Annotated in this window: 12 protein-coding genes; 11 read left to right on the forward strand and 1 reads right to left on the reverse strand. The window is 37.4% G+C overall.

From position 1 onward, the window contains the following. Positions 1-392: 392 nt before the first annotated feature. The 6 genes from B0A67_RS07085 to B0A67_RS07110 all read left to right on the forward strand — a co-directional run bounded on the left by B0A67_RS07085 (position 393) and on the right by B0A67_RS07110 (position 9,611). Positions 393-1,073, forward strand: coding sequence for a response regulator transcription factor (locus B0A67_RS07085; RefSeq protein ID WP_072953828.1), 681 nt, complete (start codon positions 393-395; stop codon positions 1,071-1,073). Next, on the forward strand, positions 1,070-2,455 hold the full coding sequence (locus B0A67_RS07090; RefSeq protein ID WP_072953829.1) for a HAMP domain-containing sensor histidine kinase: 1,386 nt from the start codon (positions 1,070-1,072) through the stop codon (positions 2,453-2,455). Before B0A67_RS07085 ends, B0A67_RS07090 begins: the two co-directional genes overlap by 4 nt. 808 nt (positions 2,456-3,263) lie before the next feature. Next, entirely contained in the window at positions 3,264-4,436 is a 1,173-nt protein-coding gene (locus tag B0A67_RS07095; RefSeq protein WP_084074413.1) for an efflux RND transporter periplasmic adaptor subunit, read from the forward strand. A gap of 79 nt (positions 4,437-4,515) precedes the next feature. Continuing rightward, on the forward strand, positions 4,516-7,644 hold the full coding sequence (locus B0A67_RS07100; RefSeq protein WP_072953831.1) for an efflux RND transporter permease subunit: 3,129 nt from the start codon (positions 4,516-4,518) through the stop codon (positions 7,642-7,644). Beyond that, positions 7,641-8,933: a TolC family protein gene (locus B0A67_RS07105; protein WP_072953832.1), complete on the forward strand. Its 1,293-nt coding sequence runs from the start codon at positions 7,641-7,643 to the stop codon at positions 8,931-8,933. Before B0A67_RS07100 ends, B0A67_RS07105 begins: the two co-directional genes overlap by 4 nt. 12 nt (positions 8,934-8,945) lie before the next feature. Further along, positions 8,946-9,611: an outer membrane beta-barrel protein gene (locus B0A67_RS07110; protein ID WP_072953834.1), complete on the forward strand. Its 666-nt coding sequence runs from the start codon at positions 8,946-8,948 to the stop codon at positions 9,609-9,611. Between the two features lie 135 nt (positions 9,612-9,746). Here the strand turns inward: B0A67_RS07110 and B0A67_RS07115 are convergent, their stop codons facing one another. Then, complete coding sequence (locus B0A67_RS07115) at positions 9,747-10,775, reverse strand: rod shape-determining protein (protein ID WP_072953836.1); 1,029 nt, start codon at positions 10,773-10,775, stop codon at positions 9,747-9,749. 424 nt (positions 10,776-11,199) lie between these two features. On the opposite strand from B0A67_RS07115, the gene B0A67_RS07120 reads away from it, so the two are divergent. The 5 genes from B0A67_RS07120 (at position 11,200) to B0A67_RS07140 (ending at position 18,561) form a co-directional block, all read left to right on the forward strand. Further along, the gene (locus B0A67_RS07120; protein ID WP_072953838.1) at positions 11,200-11,562 is read left to right on the forward strand and encodes a hypothetical protein; all 363 of its coding nucleotides are present in this window, start codon (positions 11,200-11,202) and stop codon (positions 11,560-11,562) included. Positions 11,563-11,787: 225 nt separating this feature from the next. Then, positions 11,788-12,894, forward strand: a complete 1,107-nt coding sequence (locus tag B0A67_RS07125; protein ID WP_072953839.1) for an efflux RND transporter periplasmic adaptor subunit — start codon at positions 11,788-11,790, stop codon at positions 12,892-12,894. Between the two features lie 25 nt (positions 12,895-12,919). Beyond that, a complete protein-coding gene (locus B0A67_RS07130; protein ID WP_072953841.1) occupies positions 12,920-16,033 on the forward strand; it encodes an efflux RND transporter permease subunit in 3,114 nt (1,037 codons plus the stop codon). Between the two features lie 51 nt (positions 16,034-16,084). Continuing rightward, positions 16,085-17,548 (forward strand): efflux transporter outer membrane subunit, encoded by a 1,464-nt coding sequence (locus B0A67_RS07135; RefSeq protein ID WP_242670940.1) that lies wholly within the window; start codon positions 16,085-16,087, stop codon positions 17,546-17,548. Between the two features lie 275 nt (positions 17,549-17,823). Beyond that, positions 17,824-18,561, forward strand: a complete 738-nt coding sequence (locus B0A67_RS07140; RefSeq protein ID WP_072953843.1) for a hypothetical protein — start codon at positions 17,824-17,826, stop codon at positions 18,559-18,561. The last annotated feature ends 337 nt before the right edge of the window (positions 18,562-18,898 follow it).

The raw sequence follows: 18,898 nt of genomic DNA on the forward strand, positions 1-18,898 counted from the left end.
GACTTTAGTTTATTTATAAAACTGCTTCAAAGATACAAATTAAGGCCATAATCAAATGAACTATTACGGCAAACGGTTCGTAACGAATCCCTTAAAATAAGAATAACAAACAGTTACATTCTAATTTTTAGGAACTTATCGCGCTTAACAAATAAGGAGAATAACAAAAATCCTGTTTTACGATCTGTTTCAAATTACTCTTAGGTGCTTTGTGACCGCTTTTTTTACCTGTAAACTTCCTGTTTTCAAGGGCTCACATTACAATTTACAATACAAAACGGTCAAAATTTGCTCAATGTATTCAGTTAGATTTTATTATGCTTTCTTGTAGGAAATAGTATTATTTTACTAATTATCTCCTAATCTACCGCCATTATCATAACTTTGCAGAGATGAAAATTTTAATAATAGAAGACGATCAAAGGGTAGCCGAATTAATACAAAGAGGCCTAAATGAGCATGGTTTTATTCCTACACTTGCTTATGATGGTGTTTCCGGAAAGAAATTAGTGCTTAATAATCAGTACGATCTGGTTATTACTGATATTATTTTGCCAAAGCTTGATGGTCTTGATTTGTGCAGGGAAATACGCCAGATAAAACCTGACTTGCCTATTATAATGCTGACTGCTTTGGGGACGACAGATGATAAAGTTGAAGGTTTTGATGCCGGCGCAGACGATTATCTTACGAAACCTTTTGAAATGAGGGAGCTTTTGGTTCGTATAAGGGCTTTATTGAAACGAACGAATGGTGCTGTAAACAATACCGGATTCATTTTAAAATATGACGATCTTGAAATGAACCTGCAAACCAAAAACGTGAAGAGAAACGATACTGAAATAAATCTCACTCCCAAAGAATTTAAACTTTTAGAGTATATGCTCCAAAACTCAGATCGTGTTTTATCACGAACAGAAATTGCAGAAAAAGTATGGGATACCCATTTTGATACCGGTACAAATTTCATCGACGTATATATTAATTACCTGAGAAAAAAGGTAGACAAAGATTTTGACAAAAAACTTATTCATACCCGATCTGGAATGGGATTTATATTGAAAGCGGAATGAAGATAAGAACTCGATTAACATTACTTTTTACACTTACAACAGCTACTATTTTATTAATATTTGCTGCTATTATATTGATTTCTGCAAGTAAAAACAGAGAAAAAGAATTCTATGCCTTACTGAAAAAAGAGGCTGTTACAAAGGCTAATTTGTTTTTTAATGCCAAAGTAGACAGCAAAACGCTGCAAGACATCTACAGAAATAACCGGGCTACACTAAACGAAGTTGAAGTTGCCATTTATACGGGTTCTTTTCAGTTACTGTACCATGATGCCGTTGATATTGATGTGGTAAAAGAAACAAAATCAATGATTGATGAAATTGAGCAGAAAAACGAAATCCAGTTTTATCAAAATAATTGGCAGGTTATTGGTATGAAATATCAATTTCAGGGAAAAGAATATGTAGTAACTGCCGCCGCATACGATGGTTTTGGCTATATAAAACTGCATAACTTACTTCAAACTTGTATCATTGTTTTTATTATTTCTATTTTATTCCTCTATATTGCAGGTCGCTTTTTTTCGAAAAAAGCATTTGAACCCATTGTCAGAATGACGGATAAAGCAAAAACTATTTCGGCTACAAATCTTGATTTGCGATTATATACCAACGAAAGCAAAGATGAGATTTCTGAACTGGCGACTACTTTTAATAAAATGTTGAATCGCTTAGAAAATTCCTTTGATTCGCAAAAACAATTTGTTTCTAATATCTCTCACGAATTGCGTACTCCACTTTCTGCTATTATTACAGAACTGGAACTTTCTACCGACAAGGAACGCAATAATGAAGAATATAAAGCTGCCATTCTCAACACATTACAGGACGCAAAAAAACTGGCTAAATTATCCAATGGTTTACTTGACTTTGCCAAAGCCAATTATGACCCTTCGGAGATTGCTTTTAAACAAGTTCGCGTTGATGAAATTTTACTGGATGCCAGACAACAGGTTCAGAAATCAAATGCCAATTATACAATCACCATTCATTTTGAAGACATTTTTGAAGATGATGAACAGATTACAATTAACGGAAATGAATATCTGCTGAAAGTCGCTTTTGTAAACTTGTTTGAAAATGGCTGTAAATTCTCAGAAAACAAACAAAGTAAAGTGATCGTTTCCTTAAAAAAGGAGAAAATTGTACTACAATTTGTCGATAATGGTATTGGTATTTTAGAAGAGGATCTCAAACATATTTTTAAACCTTTTTACCGTGGGCTGAATAAAATTTATGCTCCCGGAAATGGTATCGGATTATCGCTGACTCAAAAAATCATCTTTCTTCATAAAGGGAATATCACGGTTACTTCAGATAAAAAATCAGGGACAATATTTACGGTTGACCTTTATCATGGTGTTAAAAATACTCTACAATAAAACTTTTTATAGCCACCAATTGCTCCAATTTACTAATTATTTTGTGATGGTGTTATTATATGTCACCACGATAGGGTTTCTCTTTGGTACAAAAAAAATGCTGTAAATATCGTCCCGCCGGGACTTCTTTATCATTAACTTAAAAAGTACTCCTCTTTATTTTTTTAACCACAAATAAAATCTGTCACAGTTAATACTTTTTAGCTGATTCAATTTATTGCTCTCAAAGTCGCCAAGACACAAAGATTTTAGACGCAAAATTGGCGGCTTGACGTGACATTTATCCGGTACAGTCTTAAATATATCTATCTTAACTTAATGACATTTTCTGCTGGAACTTTCATCTCAATAACCTAAAAACATTAAGTCTACCAGTATTCCCACTGACTTTAAAACCAGTTGGGCATTTCTGCATGGAATATATCGGTCTCTAATAAAATTCTAATTTTTTTCTAAAACATCTCTAATGGCTCCTCTTCGGGGCTTGTTCTATTTTTGCGCCATTATAAACGGAAAATATTTTACAAAACAAAAATTAAAAATGGATCTCCCTCCTCTTCCCGGTAAACAGAAATTATAAATTTCGCTTCTGCAGACATGTCATTGACTTTTTCGCAGCAGCGAATTAAAAACAAAAAAATCATGTCGAAATTCCTCTTTAAAATTCCTCCACAAAAAAGCTGAAAAAATAACAGCTGAAAAAATTTCAAAACCCAAACTTTAATAGCACTTGTACCTCATCTCTGAGATATAAACTTGCTATTGTTTATTAGCACCAATCATAGTACCTATTTAAAACTAATACATTATGACAAATAAAAGAAAACTCAGCCTTAGATTCCAGAAATCTAAAATCACAAGCCAAAAATTAAGATACCTCAACGTTTTATTACTACTCATTACCGCAATAGCTTTTAGCGCATGTGGCAGCAAACCGGAAACAAAAGAAAACGAGAATTTTTCTCTGCAAAATGATACCATTACTATTCCGCTAACATCGACAATTGCACCCAGGATAAAATTAGAAACCGTTACAACCGAGCCGTATCAATTAGAACTAATAGCAGCCGGAACAGTAAAAGCCATTCCTAATTTTTATGCCGAAATCGCACCCCCGTTTTCCGGAAGAGTGACTAAAGTACATTTAAAACTAGGAATGAAGACACAGCCCGGAACACCGCTTTTTGAGATGGTTTCTCCTGATTTTACAGATGCACAGAAAAACTATTTTCAGGCAAAATCAGCTTATCAGATTGCTAAACTTTCCTTAAAACGCCAACAGGATTTAAAATCCAATGGCGTGGGTTCTCAAAAAGACCTCGAAGAAGCTGAAACCAACGCTGAAGTCAGTGAAAAAGAATACCAAAATGCAATTGCAAGCTTAAAAATATTTGGCGTCAATATCAATAAACTTGTTTTTGGCCAACCGCTGATAATTGCCTCTCCCATTGCAGGGGAAATCATTGCCAACGACATTGTTATGGGACAATACATCAAAGACGATGATGCACCAAAAGCTAAAGTTGCCGATCTAAAAAAGGTTTGGGTAGCCGGACAGGTAAAAGAAAAAGACATCCGATTTATTCATGAATTAGACGGTGCGGAAATTCAGGTGGCCTCTTATCCTGATAAGAAAATTACAGGAAAAATCTACCATGTTGATGAAATAGTTGATGAAGCCACACGAAGCGTACAAGTCTTAATTGAATGTCATAATAGCGATCATGCCCTTAAACCCGGAATGTATGTAACGGTAAAATTTATCGATACGCCTGAAAACACTTTGTTTGTTCCTGCCAAAGCCGTTTTACAATTCAACGACAAAAGCTTTGTATTTGTACAGCTCGAAAAAGGAAAATACATCAGGCGTTATGTCGAAACAGGAATTTCTAATAAAGGAAAAATAGCCATCCTGTCCGGATTAAAACCAAATGAAACAATCATAAGCGAAGGTGCTTTTTATCTGCTTGAAGCGAAATAGACTGAGGAGGAAGTTTTCAGTCTCAAAAACTTAGCAAATCAGCAGCTTAGAACCTCGGCAACTTAATAACAATACTTGTATGAAACAAAATATATTCGAAACAACAATAGCAAAACGCTGGCTCATTCTGGCGTTATTTTTACTTCTTTCCTTATTTGGATATTATTCCTGGACACGGCTCTCAGTCGAAGCGTATCCTGATATTGGCGATGTAACTTCGCAAATCGTTACACAGGTTCCGGGTTTGGCGGCCGAAGAGATCGAACAACAAATCACTATTCCTGTCGAGCGTGCCATAAACGGCTTACCGGGCATGCACGTGATGCGTAGCAAAAGTACTTTTGGACTGTCTATGGTAACCATTGTTTTCGATGATGGCGTCGAAGATTACTTTGCGCGAACCAGAATTCAGGAACGTCTGAACGATGTGGAATTACCTTATGGTGCAACACCCGGTTTAGATCCGCTTACCTCACCTACCGGCGAAATTTATCGTTATATCATCGAAAGCAGCAACCATGATTTAAGGGAGTTAAGCGAATTACAGGAATATACGATTATACCCAGAATAAAACAGGTTTCTGGTGTGGCCGATGTTACCAATTTTGGAGGAATCACCACTCAATATCAGATCGAACTTGATCCCCGAAAAATAGAGCAATACGGTTTATCACTAAGTGAAATAACGGAAACTATCGAAAAAAACAATGCCAATGTTGGCGGAAGCGTCATCGATCGCGGCGATCAGTCGTATGTCGTACGCGGAATTGGTTTAGTAAAAAATCTGGAGGATATTGGGCACATTGTAGTAAAATCAGTAAATGGTGTTCCTGTTTATTTAAATGATTTAGGAAAACTAAAATACGGAAATCTGGAGCGTAAAGGCGCCTTAGGATATACCGATAAACGAGGCATTGATTATTCGGATAATATTGAAGGAATCGTGCTTTTGCTAAAAAACCAGAATCCATCAGTAGTTTTAAAAGGAGTAAACGAAGCTGTTGATGATTTAAATAAAAATTACCTGCCTGAAGGCGTTCGGATTCATGCTTTTTTAGACAGAACCAGTTTGGTAGACACCACTCTTACTACTGTTTCGCATACTTTATTAGAAGGAATGGCTTTGGTTATTATTGTACTAATTGTGTTTCTGGGCAGCTGGAGAGGCGCATTATTAGTTGCTATTACCATTCCAATTTCGCTTTTGATTGCTTTTATTCTCATGAAACTCACCAATATTCCGGCAAATTTGCTTTCGCTGGGCGCTATTGACTTTGGAATCATTGTAGACGGCGCGATTGTAATGATGGAAACCATCCTGAAAAAACGGGAAGACAATGAAAAGGAAGAACTCAGCGAAAAAAGCGTAGCCCATAGTGTAAAAAGTGTCGCGCGTCCTATCTTTTTTGCCACCCTGATTATCATTACAGCTTACCTGCCATTGTTTGCTTTTGAGCGTGTCGAGAAAAAGTTGTTTACGCCTATGGCATTTACTGTTGGCTATGCGCTTTTTGGTGCTCTCTTAGTTGCCTTATTGCTTATTCCGGGATTGGCTTATTTTATCTATCGCAGGCCTCAGAAAATGTATCATAATAAATGGATGGAGCAACTTACCAATTCTTATCATCGTCGGATTTTAAAAATAATGCAGGCTCCAAAAAAAGTATTTGCTCCCTTGATTGCAGTACTTGCTCTTGCTTTCATTCTGACTGTAATGGTCGGGAAAGATTTTTTACCGCCTCTCGATGAAGGTTCTGTCTGGTTACAGGTTTCGTTACCACCTCGAATTACTTTAGAAAAATCGAAAGAAATGAGTGATACGCTGCGTCACCGAACTTTAAAACACGAGGAAGTCACCTATATGATGGTGCAGTCAGGCCGTAATGATGACGGAACAGATGCCTGGACACCTTCTCATTTTGAATGCAGTATTGGTTTAAAACCCTACAGTGAATGGAAATCAGGTAAAACCAAAGCAGATTTGATCAAAGAACTTGCCGGGGAATATTCGACTATGCCGGGATATAATGTTGGTTTCTCCCAACCCATGATCGATGGCGTAATGGATAAAATATCAGGCGCGCACAGCGAATTGGTAGTAAAAATTTACGGAGAAAATTATAAAGAAACGCGCCGAATTGCCGAAGATATTATCAAAACACTCGAAAATGTAAAAGGCGCTGTTGACCTTGCCATTGATCAGGAACCGCCTTTGCCACAAATACAAGTTATCGCTGATCGTCAGAAAATCGCACAATACGGATTGAATGTAGATGATGTCTCAGAGTTAATAGAAGTTGCGCTGGGCGGAAAAGCAGTTTCGCAAATTTTTGTAGGCAATAAAGTCTACGATATCATTACGAGGTACAATGAAGACAGCCGCAATACTCCTGAGAAAATTGGAAATCTGATGTTGACAAATTCTGAAGGTATCAAAATTCCCTTGTCACAGGTTTGCGAAATCAAACTCAATACAGGAGAAAGTACAATTGCGCGCGAAATGAACAAACGTCATCTTACGGTCCGGTTAAATTTAAGAGGTGCAGATTTAAGTTCATTCCTTAAAAAAGCACAAGCCAGGATTGAACAAAATGTAAAATACGATCACGACCAATTTAAAATAAAATGGGGTGGACAATTCGAAAATCAGGAACGCGCGTACAGCCATTTAGCTGTTATTGTCCCCTTGGCCCTTGCCTTAATGTTTGTTTTATTATACGGAGCTTTCGGGAAATTTCGCCAGGCAGGATTGTTAATGAGTATTGTGCCTCTTGCATTGTTTGGAGGAATGCTGGCACTTAACATTCGTGGTATGACACTCAATGTATCTTCAGCAGTAGGCTTTATTGCTTTATTTGGAGTTGCGATCCAAAATGGGGTGATTATGATTTCGCACATCAATCAGCTTCGTAAAAACGGAATGAATTTACTGAGTGCCGTAACCAATGGAGCCAAACAGCGTTTCCGTCCCGTGTTAATGACAGCAACAGTTGCCGTATTAGGATTATTGCCTGCTTCATTAGCCACCGGAATAGGCAGTGATGTGCAGCGTCCTCTTGCCACTGTTATTGTATACGGATTACTGTTCTCTACCATCCTGACTCTTTTTGTTTTACCGTCTCTTTATTACCTCATCGAGAAAAAATTTGGATCAGAAAACGAAGTGCCGCAACATGAAATCGATAATCAATTAAATGATGTATTATGATTAAAAATATAAAAAACAAAGGAGTAATACTTTTGATGCTGCTGACTCTTTCGGCAGTATCAAATGCCCAGATTGATTCCACATTTACACACGTAAAAATAAATTATCCTGATTTCCTGAATTTGGTAAATAGAAACAATTTAGGATATGTGGCTGAGAAATTCAATGTGAACATAGCCGAAGCCAATATCGAAGCTTCAAAGGTGTTTCCTGATCCTGAACTGGCAATTGGAGCCAGTGACAACGGACAGCGAAGAATGCAGATGGGCTATGGTTTTTCGACAGAACTAAGCTGGACGTTGGAACTGGGCGGAAAACGCAAAGCCAGAATAGACGTTGCAAAAAGTACCAGCGAACTCACCAAAGCGCTACTGGAAGATTATTTTCGCAACCTGCGTGCAGAGGCCACTTTAGATTACTTAACCGGCTTAAAGCAAAAAGAAATTTTCAGGGTACAGTTAAACTCCTATACGATTCTTAAAAATATTGCCATAGCAGACAGTATCCGTTTTAAGTTGGGCAGCATCACCGAAATCGACGCCCGTCAAAGTAAACTTGAAGCCAACACAATGCTCAATGAAGTGTACCAAAGTGAAGCCGACTGGAAAACGGCTTTACTCGAATTGGGGACTCTCACAGGAAAGCATAAAGCGGATACGCTCTATTCGCCTATTGGGGATTTAACACAGTTTGATCGCTTATTTGATTTGCATGCGCTCATGATTTCTGCACAAAATAATCGGGCTGATCTCTTAGCAGCACACAAAAATAAAAATGTCTCGCAGGATCTTTTAAAATTAACTAAAGCAAACAGAGTACTGGATCTGGGCGTAAATATGGGTGTAGAAGGTGCTTCTGTAGTCAGCAATATTGTCGCTCCTACCCCATCTTCAAATGCTGTTTCGGCTGGTATTGCTATTCCGCTTAAATTTTCGAATCAGAATAAAGGAGAATTAAAAGCGGCCGAATATACGGTACAGCAAGCCGATATTTTATACCGACAAACAGAATTGCAGATTCAGACTGAAGTTCGGAAAGCATGGCTGAATTATCTCGCCACGCAAAAACAAGTCCGTCAGTTTGACACCGGTTTATTAGCCGATGCGCAACGCCTTCTTGATGGAAAAATATACAGTTACAAGCGCGGAGAAACCAGTTTACTTGAAGTTCTGAATGCACAGCGTACTTATAATGAAACACAGCTTAATTATTACGAAACCCTCTATAATTATGCTGCTGCACTGGTCGAACTGGAAAAAACAGCTGGTATCTGGGATATTAATTTTTAAATAGAGAAAACAATGAAAAATATACTTACAATTTGCTTTATGCTCTTTTTTACAGTAAAAATCAGCGCGCAACAGGAAGGACTAACTTTTGGAATCAGTGGAGGTATTAACCGGACTTCTTTAACCGGTGCCACTATTGATAGTATATCTGCTAATGGCTTTCAAAAAAGCGCAATCAGACAAACCATCGGAATTACACTCGACAACAAAACATCGAAATACTTTGGTCTGAAACACGAACTGTTTTATAGCCGGCAATTGATGACCATCAAAATTGATGATGGAATACATCCTGAATTCACAAGCAAATTCAAGCGTCAGTACATTGACTTATTTCCCGTAAGTCCTGGTTTTTATTACAAAGGAGTACAAGTTTATGCCGGACCTTATCTGGGGCTTTTATTAAACGCTTCGGTACAGCATAAAGATGCTGACGGAAATATTTATACCGATACCTCTATTTATGGCAACGGGACAGCTTCAGAAAAGTACAGCCAGAAAATGGATGCCGGATTTGTTGCAGGCCTCAATTATGAATTACCAAACGGTATCACTATTGGCGGAAGATTTATTCGGGGTTTTGTCCCCATAATAGAAAATGCCAATACTAAAGAACAATGGAAAATTTATAACGAAAGCTTTTTTGTTACACTGGGATATACGTTTAAGCATAATTGATGCTCTTATCCATAATTACAATATAAACACGAATTTCACTGATTGTCACTAATTGGTTTGTAAAATTGATTTCACAAACTAAGTTAATCCCAATAGAATTGGTGGCAATTCGTGAAATTCGTGTTCAGTTTTTGTTTATTTTATCAGTACACTTTTATACTTAGTGATATGTTTCAGGACAATTCCGGTACCTACAACTACGGCTCTTAAAGGATCTTCGGCAATATAAACCGGCAAGTCTGTCTTTTGTGATAATCTTTTGTCGAGACCCCGCAGCATTGCGCCTCCACCTGCTAAATACAATCCGGTATTATAAATATCCGCTGATAATTCCGGCGGTGTCAGGGAAAGCGTTACCATAATAGCATCTTCAATTCTTTGTATTGATTTATCGAGCGCTCTGGCAATTTCTCTATATGTAACCTTAACCTCTTTAGGTTTTCCGGTAAGCAAATCCCTTCCGCGAACCGTCATGTCATCAGGCGCATGTTCCAGTTCTTCCATTGCGGCGCCTACCTGAATCTTGATCATCTCTGCAGAAGCATCTCCAATATACAAATTGTGCTGCGTTCTCATGAAATACAAGATGTCATTAGTAAAAACATCACCCGCAATTTTTATCGACTTGTCACAAATGATTCCTCCCAGCGCAATTACCGCAATTTCTGTTGTTCCACCGCCAATATCTACAATAAGATTTCCTTTGGGCAGCATTACATCAAGACCAATTCCGATAGCCGCCGCCATAGGCTCATGAATTAGAAACACTTCTTTCCCGTTTACCCTTTCGCAAGATTCCTTTACGGCCCTCATTTCTACCTCGGTAATTCCACTTGGGATGCAAACTACCATTCGCAATGCTGGAGTAAAAAAGTTCTTCTTTAATTCCGGTATGTTTTTTATAAACCAGCTGATCATTTTCTCCGAAGCATCAAAATCTGCAATAACTCCGTCTTTAAGCGGCCGGATTGTTTTTATATTTTCATGCGTCTTTCCCTGCATTAAACTGGCCTCTTTGCCTACAGCAATAATTTTTCCGTTTCTTATATCTCTCGCTACGATAGAAGGACTGTCTACTACTATTTTTCCATCATAAATTATTAAAGTATTAGCAGTACCTAAATCCATCGCTATCTCCGCCATCATAAAATCAAATAAACCCATAATATCGTTTTGTTTAAGAACGCTATTCTAAGTGTTTTATTCTCTGTACAATAAAATACCGGTACACAATATTATATTTGTGATCACATTGATTGCAATAAAAAAATACGGATTCTTACATTTACCTGTTGGTCACACAAAATTGCATTGTATAAAATTGGTTCCCTAAAACATAGAGTACCAATAAAAAAGAAAAATTAATTTTCTGCACTGTAAAATTGGACTACAAAAAGCAAAAACTACTAAAATTAAAGAAAACGTTAAGATGCTATAAATAAGTTAATTTAATATTATCATCCTTCTAATTGTGAATTTTTAAAGAAAATTTAATAAACATTCAATTCTCAAATTACTATATTTGGCGCCATATTACCTATACGCACATCTATTTAAATACCCGAAAACAAAGAATGCCCGTTCAACTATGAAACATCTTAAGTTCATATCTCTTATTTTAGTATTCGTGCTTACTTTTGTTGGCTGCATAGAATATTATCAATATCCTTCTGAATTACATTATAATCAGTCACAGGATATTTTTATGGCTTCTGATATTCCGCAGGTAGAATCTTCTACAATATCATTATCCAGCGATCTGGACATACATTTTGTAGTAAAGAAAAACCTTAAAATCCGTACTGGAAATTCAGTAAGCTGCATCTTAAAGAACTTTTACAACACCAAGTTAGTTCAGTTTAAGATCTTAAAAAACGGCCTGATCTATGGTATTACCTCAATATACCAGTGTCAGCAGCATACGCACCTGCATCTGTATCAACTTTTCTAGAATTTTTATTCTCTCTGTTTTTAGCTATAGAACTTTCTGTAATGGCTTTTGCATGCTTTATTTATAAAGATATACAGCCTCTAAAAATAGTATTTTCAACACGGAACTGCCTGTAAAGGCAGCATCTGACACGCTTTCTATTTTCGAAATTTACCTCACTTACGACTCCCTGTAAATCATTATCAGGGAGGCAATATATTTTATATAATATTTTAAAAATTAATTATGATCATTAGTAAAAATCAAATTCTTCTGTACGGTTTATCATTGTTATTTCTAACCTCTTGCGGAGATAAAGCAAAAAAAGATTCCGACAATTTAAAAACACTGCCCGTATACAAAATCACCTTAACAGACACTATAGTTTCAAACAAGTTTGTTGCTGATGTTCATGCAAAAAACAATGTAGAAATCCATGTTCGTATACCCGGATTACTGGACAAAGTTTTTGTTAGTGAAGGACAAAAAGTAAAAAAAGGACAGCTCCTTTTTAAAATCAGTGATGCAGAACTGCAAATACAGCTTCTAAAAGCTCAGGCCGTGTATAAAAATGCAATGGCCGATCTTCGAATTGCAACTGTAGAGCTTGAACAGGCACAAACACTCTTTAATAAAAAAGTAATTGCCAATCAGGAATTAGAATTATCCAAAGCAAAACACGATGCTGCAACCGCTAAAGTAGCTCATGCATCAGCAGAAAAAAAATCGATCAATCAGCAAATTAGTTTTACCACCATACGAGCTCCCTTTGAAGGTACAATAGACCGTATTCCGTTTAAGGAAGGAAGTCTTGTAGAAAACGGTTCCCTTCTTACCACACTTTCACAACTGGATGATGTCTATGCTTATTTCTCTATCCCTGAAAATACTTATTTTGAAATGATGGCAGACAAAAGCCTTAATACTAATGGAGACATAAAACTCGTCTTGCCAAACGGGATTGTATACGATCAAAAAGGAGAACTAAAAACAGCTGACGGAGACATTGACAGACAAACCGGTTCTATACAGTACAAAGCAAAATTCAGCAATCCACAAGGATTTATTAAACACGGAACCTCCGGAAATTTAATTATTTCTGAACCAAGAACGAATGTCGTATTAATACCTCACAAGGCTGTTTTCTCTATTCAGGACAAGCAATTTGTATTTGTTGTGAACAAAGACGGTATCGTAAAAATGACCAATATCTCTATTGCAAGTACGCTTGATGATGTATACATTCTAAACAAAGGCTTGAAAAAAGATGACCTTATTGTTGAGGAAGGGACACAATCACTAAGAGACGGAGATAAAATTAACATGAAACAAATGCAAAGCGCAAGCTTGTAATTAATTACAATTAAAAAAATATAAAATGATAGAGTTATTTATCAAAAGAAAGATATTATCATTAATCATTTCGGTTATGATAGTTCTCCTCGGAATACTAGCCTTGTTCCAGTTGCCCATCACACAATTCCCGGACATTGTTCCGCCCTCAGTAACCGTAACAGCAAAATACACCGGAGCAAATGCCGAAGTATCCGTCAATGCCGTCGCACTGCCTTTAGAACGGGCCATAAATGGAGTGCCGGGAATGACCTATATGTCTACCGTTACATCAAACGACGGTCTTACCCTTATTCAGGTATTTTTTGAAGTAGGAACAGATCCCGATCTGGCTGCGGTAAACGTACAGAACAGAGTAACAACAATACTCGACGAACTTCCCGAAGAAGTAATTCGGGCCGGGGTAACTACAGAAAAAGAGGTAAACAGTATGCTGATGTACCTGAATATTACCAGTACGGATGACATTCAGGACGAACAGTTTATTTTTAACTTCACCGATATTAATATCCTTCAGGAACTAAAACGTATTGATGGTGTAGGACGTGCCGAAATCATGGGACAAAAAGAATACTCGATGAGAGTATGGCTTGATCCGCAAAAAATGCTTTCGTACAATATCTCTGCAAATGAAGTAATCAACTCACTGCAAAAACAAAATATCTCTGCTGCTCCCGGTAAAGTTGGTGAAGGATCGGGACAATTGGACAGTCAGCTTCAATACGTAATCAAATATGGCGGTAAATTCTATGAGCCCAAACAGTATGAAGAAATCCCTCTTAGAGCCAATTCAGATGGTACTGTATTAAAACTAAAAGATATCTCAAAGATAGAATTAGGATCTATGAGCTACGGAATGGTTTCGAAAACCGACGGAAAACCTTCTGCCTCGATCATGCTAAAACAGCGTCCGGGCTCTAATGCCTCTGAAGTAATTGCCAGTGTAAAAGCAAAAATGGCAGAACTAAAAGGAACTTCGTTTCCTCCGGGAATGAATTATAATATTGCGTATGATGTATCGCGTTTTCTTGATGCTTCTATCGACGAAGTTTTAAAAACACTTATCGAAGCTTTTATTCTTGTAGCTTTTGTGGTTTTTATATTCCTTCAAGACTGGCGTTCTACCCTTATTCCGGTATTGGCCGTACCTGTAGCACTGATTGGTTCCTTTACCTTTATGTCAATGATGGGATTCTCTATCAACCTTTTGACACTTTTTGCTTTGGTATTATCGATAGGAATCGTCGTCGACAATGCCATTGTGGTAGTGGAAGCCGTGCACGTTAAAATTACCGAAGAACACATGGATCCTCTGCCCGCGACCATAAGTGCCATGAAAGAAATAACAGGTGCCGTTATCGCGATTACAATTGTTATGGCTGCTGTATTTATACCTGTAGCTTTCCTGAGCGGACCAGTTGGGGTTTTCTATAGGCAATTCTCCCTTACAATGGCGATTAGTATTGTAATTTCAGGTATTAATGCCCTTACCCTTACTCCTGCTTTATGTGCTATAATGCTTAAAGCGCATGATCCTAATAAACCGAAAACGTCATTATTAGATCGTTTCTTTGCACGATTTAATAAATGGTTCGATAAAATCACGTCACAATACATCAAAGTACTTTCTAAATTTGCAGACCGCAGCTCTATCACCATAGGACTTTTGGTTTTATTCTGTGCACTTACCTGGGGAACTTCTGTGTTTTTACCTTCAGGATTTATACCGTCTGAAGATCAGGGAATGGTATATGTGAATGTTACGACACCACAAGGTGCCACAGTGGAACGTACCGAAAAAGTACTTGATGAAGTAACCCGTATTGCAAAAGGAATCGAAGGAGTAGACAATGTAACCACACTTGCCGGTTATAGTATTGTTACAGAAATTGCAGGAGCTTCCTACGGTATGGGAATGATCAACCTGAAGGACTGGAGCGATCGAAATATATCCGTAAATGAATTTATTGCCCAACTAACCCAGAAAACAAAAGGAATTTCTGATGCACAGATCGAGGTTTTTGCACCACCTACTGTTCCGGGATTTGGTAATACCAGTGGTTTTGAGTTGCGTTTGCTCGATAAATCAGGCGGCCCGATCAGTAACACGGATGAAGTTACCCGAAACTTTATAAAAGAATTAAATGCTTCTCCGGAAATACAAAATTCATTTACGAGTTTTGATGCCACTTTCCCTCAATACCTCATACATATTGATTACGATCAGGCAGCCAAAAAAGGAATTTCTGTCGATAATGCCATGTCTACCTTACAGACGATGTTAGGGTCATTTTATGCGACCAACTTTATTCGTTTTTCTCAAATGTATAAAGTAATGGTACAAGCGAGTCCACAGTTTCGAAAAAACCCCGAAAGTATTCTGGATATGTATCTTAAAAATGATGCCGGAGAAATGGTTCCGTTCTCGACATTTGTAAAACTCGAACGTGTTTATGGTCCTGAAGTGCTTACACGTTATAATATGTACATGTCTGCCATGATCAATGGTGAACCTGCCGCAGGTTACAGCTCCGGAGATGCAATTGCTGCCGTAGAGAAACTTGCTGCAGAAAAACTGCCTAATAAGTTTGAACTCGAATGGTCCGGTATGACCCGCGAGGAAATTCTTTCAGGAAACCAGACCATATACATTTTTGCCCTGTGTTTACTGTTTGTTTACTTATTGCTTGCTGCTCAATACGAAAGTTTACTGCTTCCGTTTCCGGTACTTTTATCCTTGCCGGTTGGTGTTTTTGGTTCTTATCTCGCCCTTGTCATCGTGGGATTAGACAATAATATCTATGCACAGGTCGCACTGGTCATGCTTATAGGACTGCTGGCCAAAAATGCGATTCTGATTGTGGAGTTTGCTATGGCCCAGAACAAAATTGGTCAAGGTATAACCGAAGCAGCAATAGAAGGCGCAAGACTTCGTTTCAGACCTATTTTAATGACTTCATTTGCTTTCATCTCCGGGCTTATCCCGTTGTGTATCGCATCAGGAGCCGGTGCAATTGGTAATCGTTCTATTGGTACTGCTGCTGCCGGAGGAATGTTAATAGGAACTGTTTTTGGGCTTATCATTATCCCGGGACTTTATATCCTGTTTGCTAAAATTGAAAATGCTATGAAAAAATAAACTTAAACAATGAAAAAATCTCTTAATAGATCACCCAAAATGATAAGGTCTTTGGTACACAACAAAGGCAGCTTATATTATTTTTTAACATTAACAATCATCATTCTTTTATCAGCCTGTTCTGCCCCTAAAGTGGCAGAACAGCAAAAAGCAAAAGCACTGCCTGAAAATTTTGATGCCAAACAAAAAAAAGCATCAGACCAGCTCGAAGCTTTTATTCCATTAAAAACAGATACCTACTTTAAAGATCCTTTATTGAAGAAGTTACTGGATAAAGCCATCGCTCAAAATCCGGACTATCTGATCATGCAGGAAAGAATTGCAATAGCCAATTCTCATCTAAAAGTAGCCAAACTGGCCTTACTGCCATCATTTGACATTCAGGCTGATCTGTCAGGAACACGTTATGGCAAGTATACTATGGATGGCGTAGGAAACTTTGATACTAACCTTTCTCAGAATATAACTGATAAACAAAGGATTGCTACTGACCTAACCCCCAATATATTTCTAGCTGGAAAAGTATCATGGGAAGCTGATATCTGGGGGAAATTAAACAATCGTAAAAAAGCGGCCCGTCAAAGGTATTTTGCTTCAAAAGAAGGAATGCGATTATTGCAGACAAAACTGCTGACAGACATTGCAGAACTTTATTACCAACTTGTGGCACTTGATAAACAGGCAATTATTTATAAAAAAAACCTGGTAACCCAGCAACACGCCCTTGATATTATTTCTGCCCAAAGATCCGTTGGTAAAGCTACAGAATTAGCGGTACAGCAATTTAGTGCCCAAAATAATAATATCCTTGCCGAAGCGGAACAATTGTACCTGAGCATCGATCAGACGGAAAAAGCGTTATTGAATCTTCTGGGAGAATATGGCGGCACTATAGAAAGAAGTACTGATTTTTTATCCGGACATCTCGAAGTCTTAAATCAAAAGATAAGTGTCGACTCAATCATTCACAACAGACCTGATGTAGCAGAAGCTTATTTTGAATTAACAGCCACAAATGCAGATGCCAAAGCCGCACGTGCTGCTTTTTTTCCGTCTCTGAATCTGGGGGCTTACGGTGGACTTAACTCTTTTTCTTTCTCTACCTTTTTTGACCCTAAATCAGTTGCCTGGCAATTGTTGGGAGGTCTTTCTGCTCCAATTTTTAACAAAGGCCAGATCAAACAAGAGTTTTTTATCGCCAACAAAAAACAGCAGATTACTTTTCTTCAGTATCAAAATACGATCACAACAGCTTATAATGAGCTAAGTGCGCTGCTGCATCGAACAGAAGCTTTTCAAAGTGTTTTGGCACACAAATCAAAAGAAATTGAACATCTGGAAATAGCCGTAAACGTTTCGAATGATTTGTATCTGAGCGGCTACGCCAATTATCTTGAGATAATTAGTGCACAGAAAAACAAACTGCAGGCTGAACTGGACTTCGTTGATATCCAGTTGAAAAATGCAGACTCCCAGGTTTTATTGTACAAAGCTTTAGGAGGAGGAATAAATTAAACTTCAAATAAAATGGCTTCAGAAATTATTATCTGAAGTTATAAAGAGGGACTCTCAATACCCGGAGAGTTCCTCTTTTTTATTTATTAAACTTGTAGCAAAAGAAGAATATTTGAAATTCTGCGACCAAAATAATTGTAAATTTTTTCTAAAATTTCTCTTTTTATAAAGCTCTTTCGAAAGTTTAAAATATATTTACGTTTTGGTTGATCAAATTACGTTGTACGAATAATCAGTTACTATAGCGTCAGGCCAATAAATTTTAAGCAGTCAAGATGGAAAAACATACCCTATCAGTAGCATCCTTACCTTTGGAAGATAATGCAATACCGAATAGCCAAATAAAGAAAGTTGATTTATTACCCGATCCCGAATCTCGTTTGGATTCGATGGAAATGAAAGAAAAACCTCTTATGAATCCTGGTATTCCTTTTAGAGATTTGACAAGTGTTGCCAGCAAAAAAGAAAGCATTGCACATCTTATTGATAAACTCGATGTCGAAAACAATCTCAGGTATCAAAGAACGGTAGAAGATACCTACTGTAATGTATACTCTTATGATTATTGCTATTTCTCTAAAGCATACCTGCCAACGGTTTGGTGGACACCTGAATCTCTCGAAAAAGTACTGCAGGGACAAGAAGTAGAAGTTATTTTTGAACAAACTGTTGATCGTATTTATTCCAGCGCTCTGCACGATTGGTTTTTGCAATGGGGCGCAAGTTTTGGATGGAAACGAATGTCTACTGTTGACGAAATGCAAAACAAAGTAAATGCTAATGGCGGAATTGGAATCATTTGTGCCAAAAGAAGAGAAAAGGGACTTTCCGGACATATTGTTCCTGTTGTTCCTGAAACAGCTCTGCATAAAGCCTATCGCGAAAATGGTATAGTAGTATATCCGCTACAATCCCAGGCTGGAAAACTGAATTATAATTATTTTGCAGAAGTGCGAAAAGACTGGTGGAATGACGAGTTATATTCCTCCTGTGTGCTCTATTATCATGAATAAATAAAAACAATTACCCCGATTGTCCCTGTATCCAAAAGCACTATTGATTTTCAGTGCGTTAACTACTTGGAAATAACATAAAAAAGAACTACTTTTGCAACTTGGAAAAACCAGGAATAGCAAAAGTCGTGATTTCGCTATTCTGTTGCTTAAATTATTGATACAAAAGCGATTAATAACAACAGTAATTTTATAACCTTATTATAAAATTTTACTTCTTAATTGATCTTGAAGTCGATACAAATGCAAAATTTCTAAAATATAAATTCCTATATTTTTAAAAGTAACCGAAAACTTTTATAATGGAGGCAACAATATGCTTAATCCGTTATAAGGC

It is taken from the genome of Flavobacterium aquidurense, assembly GCF_002217195.1.
Lineage (GTDB): Bacteria > Bacteroidota > Bacteroidia > Flavobacteriales > Flavobacteriaceae > Flavobacterium > Flavobacterium frigidimaris.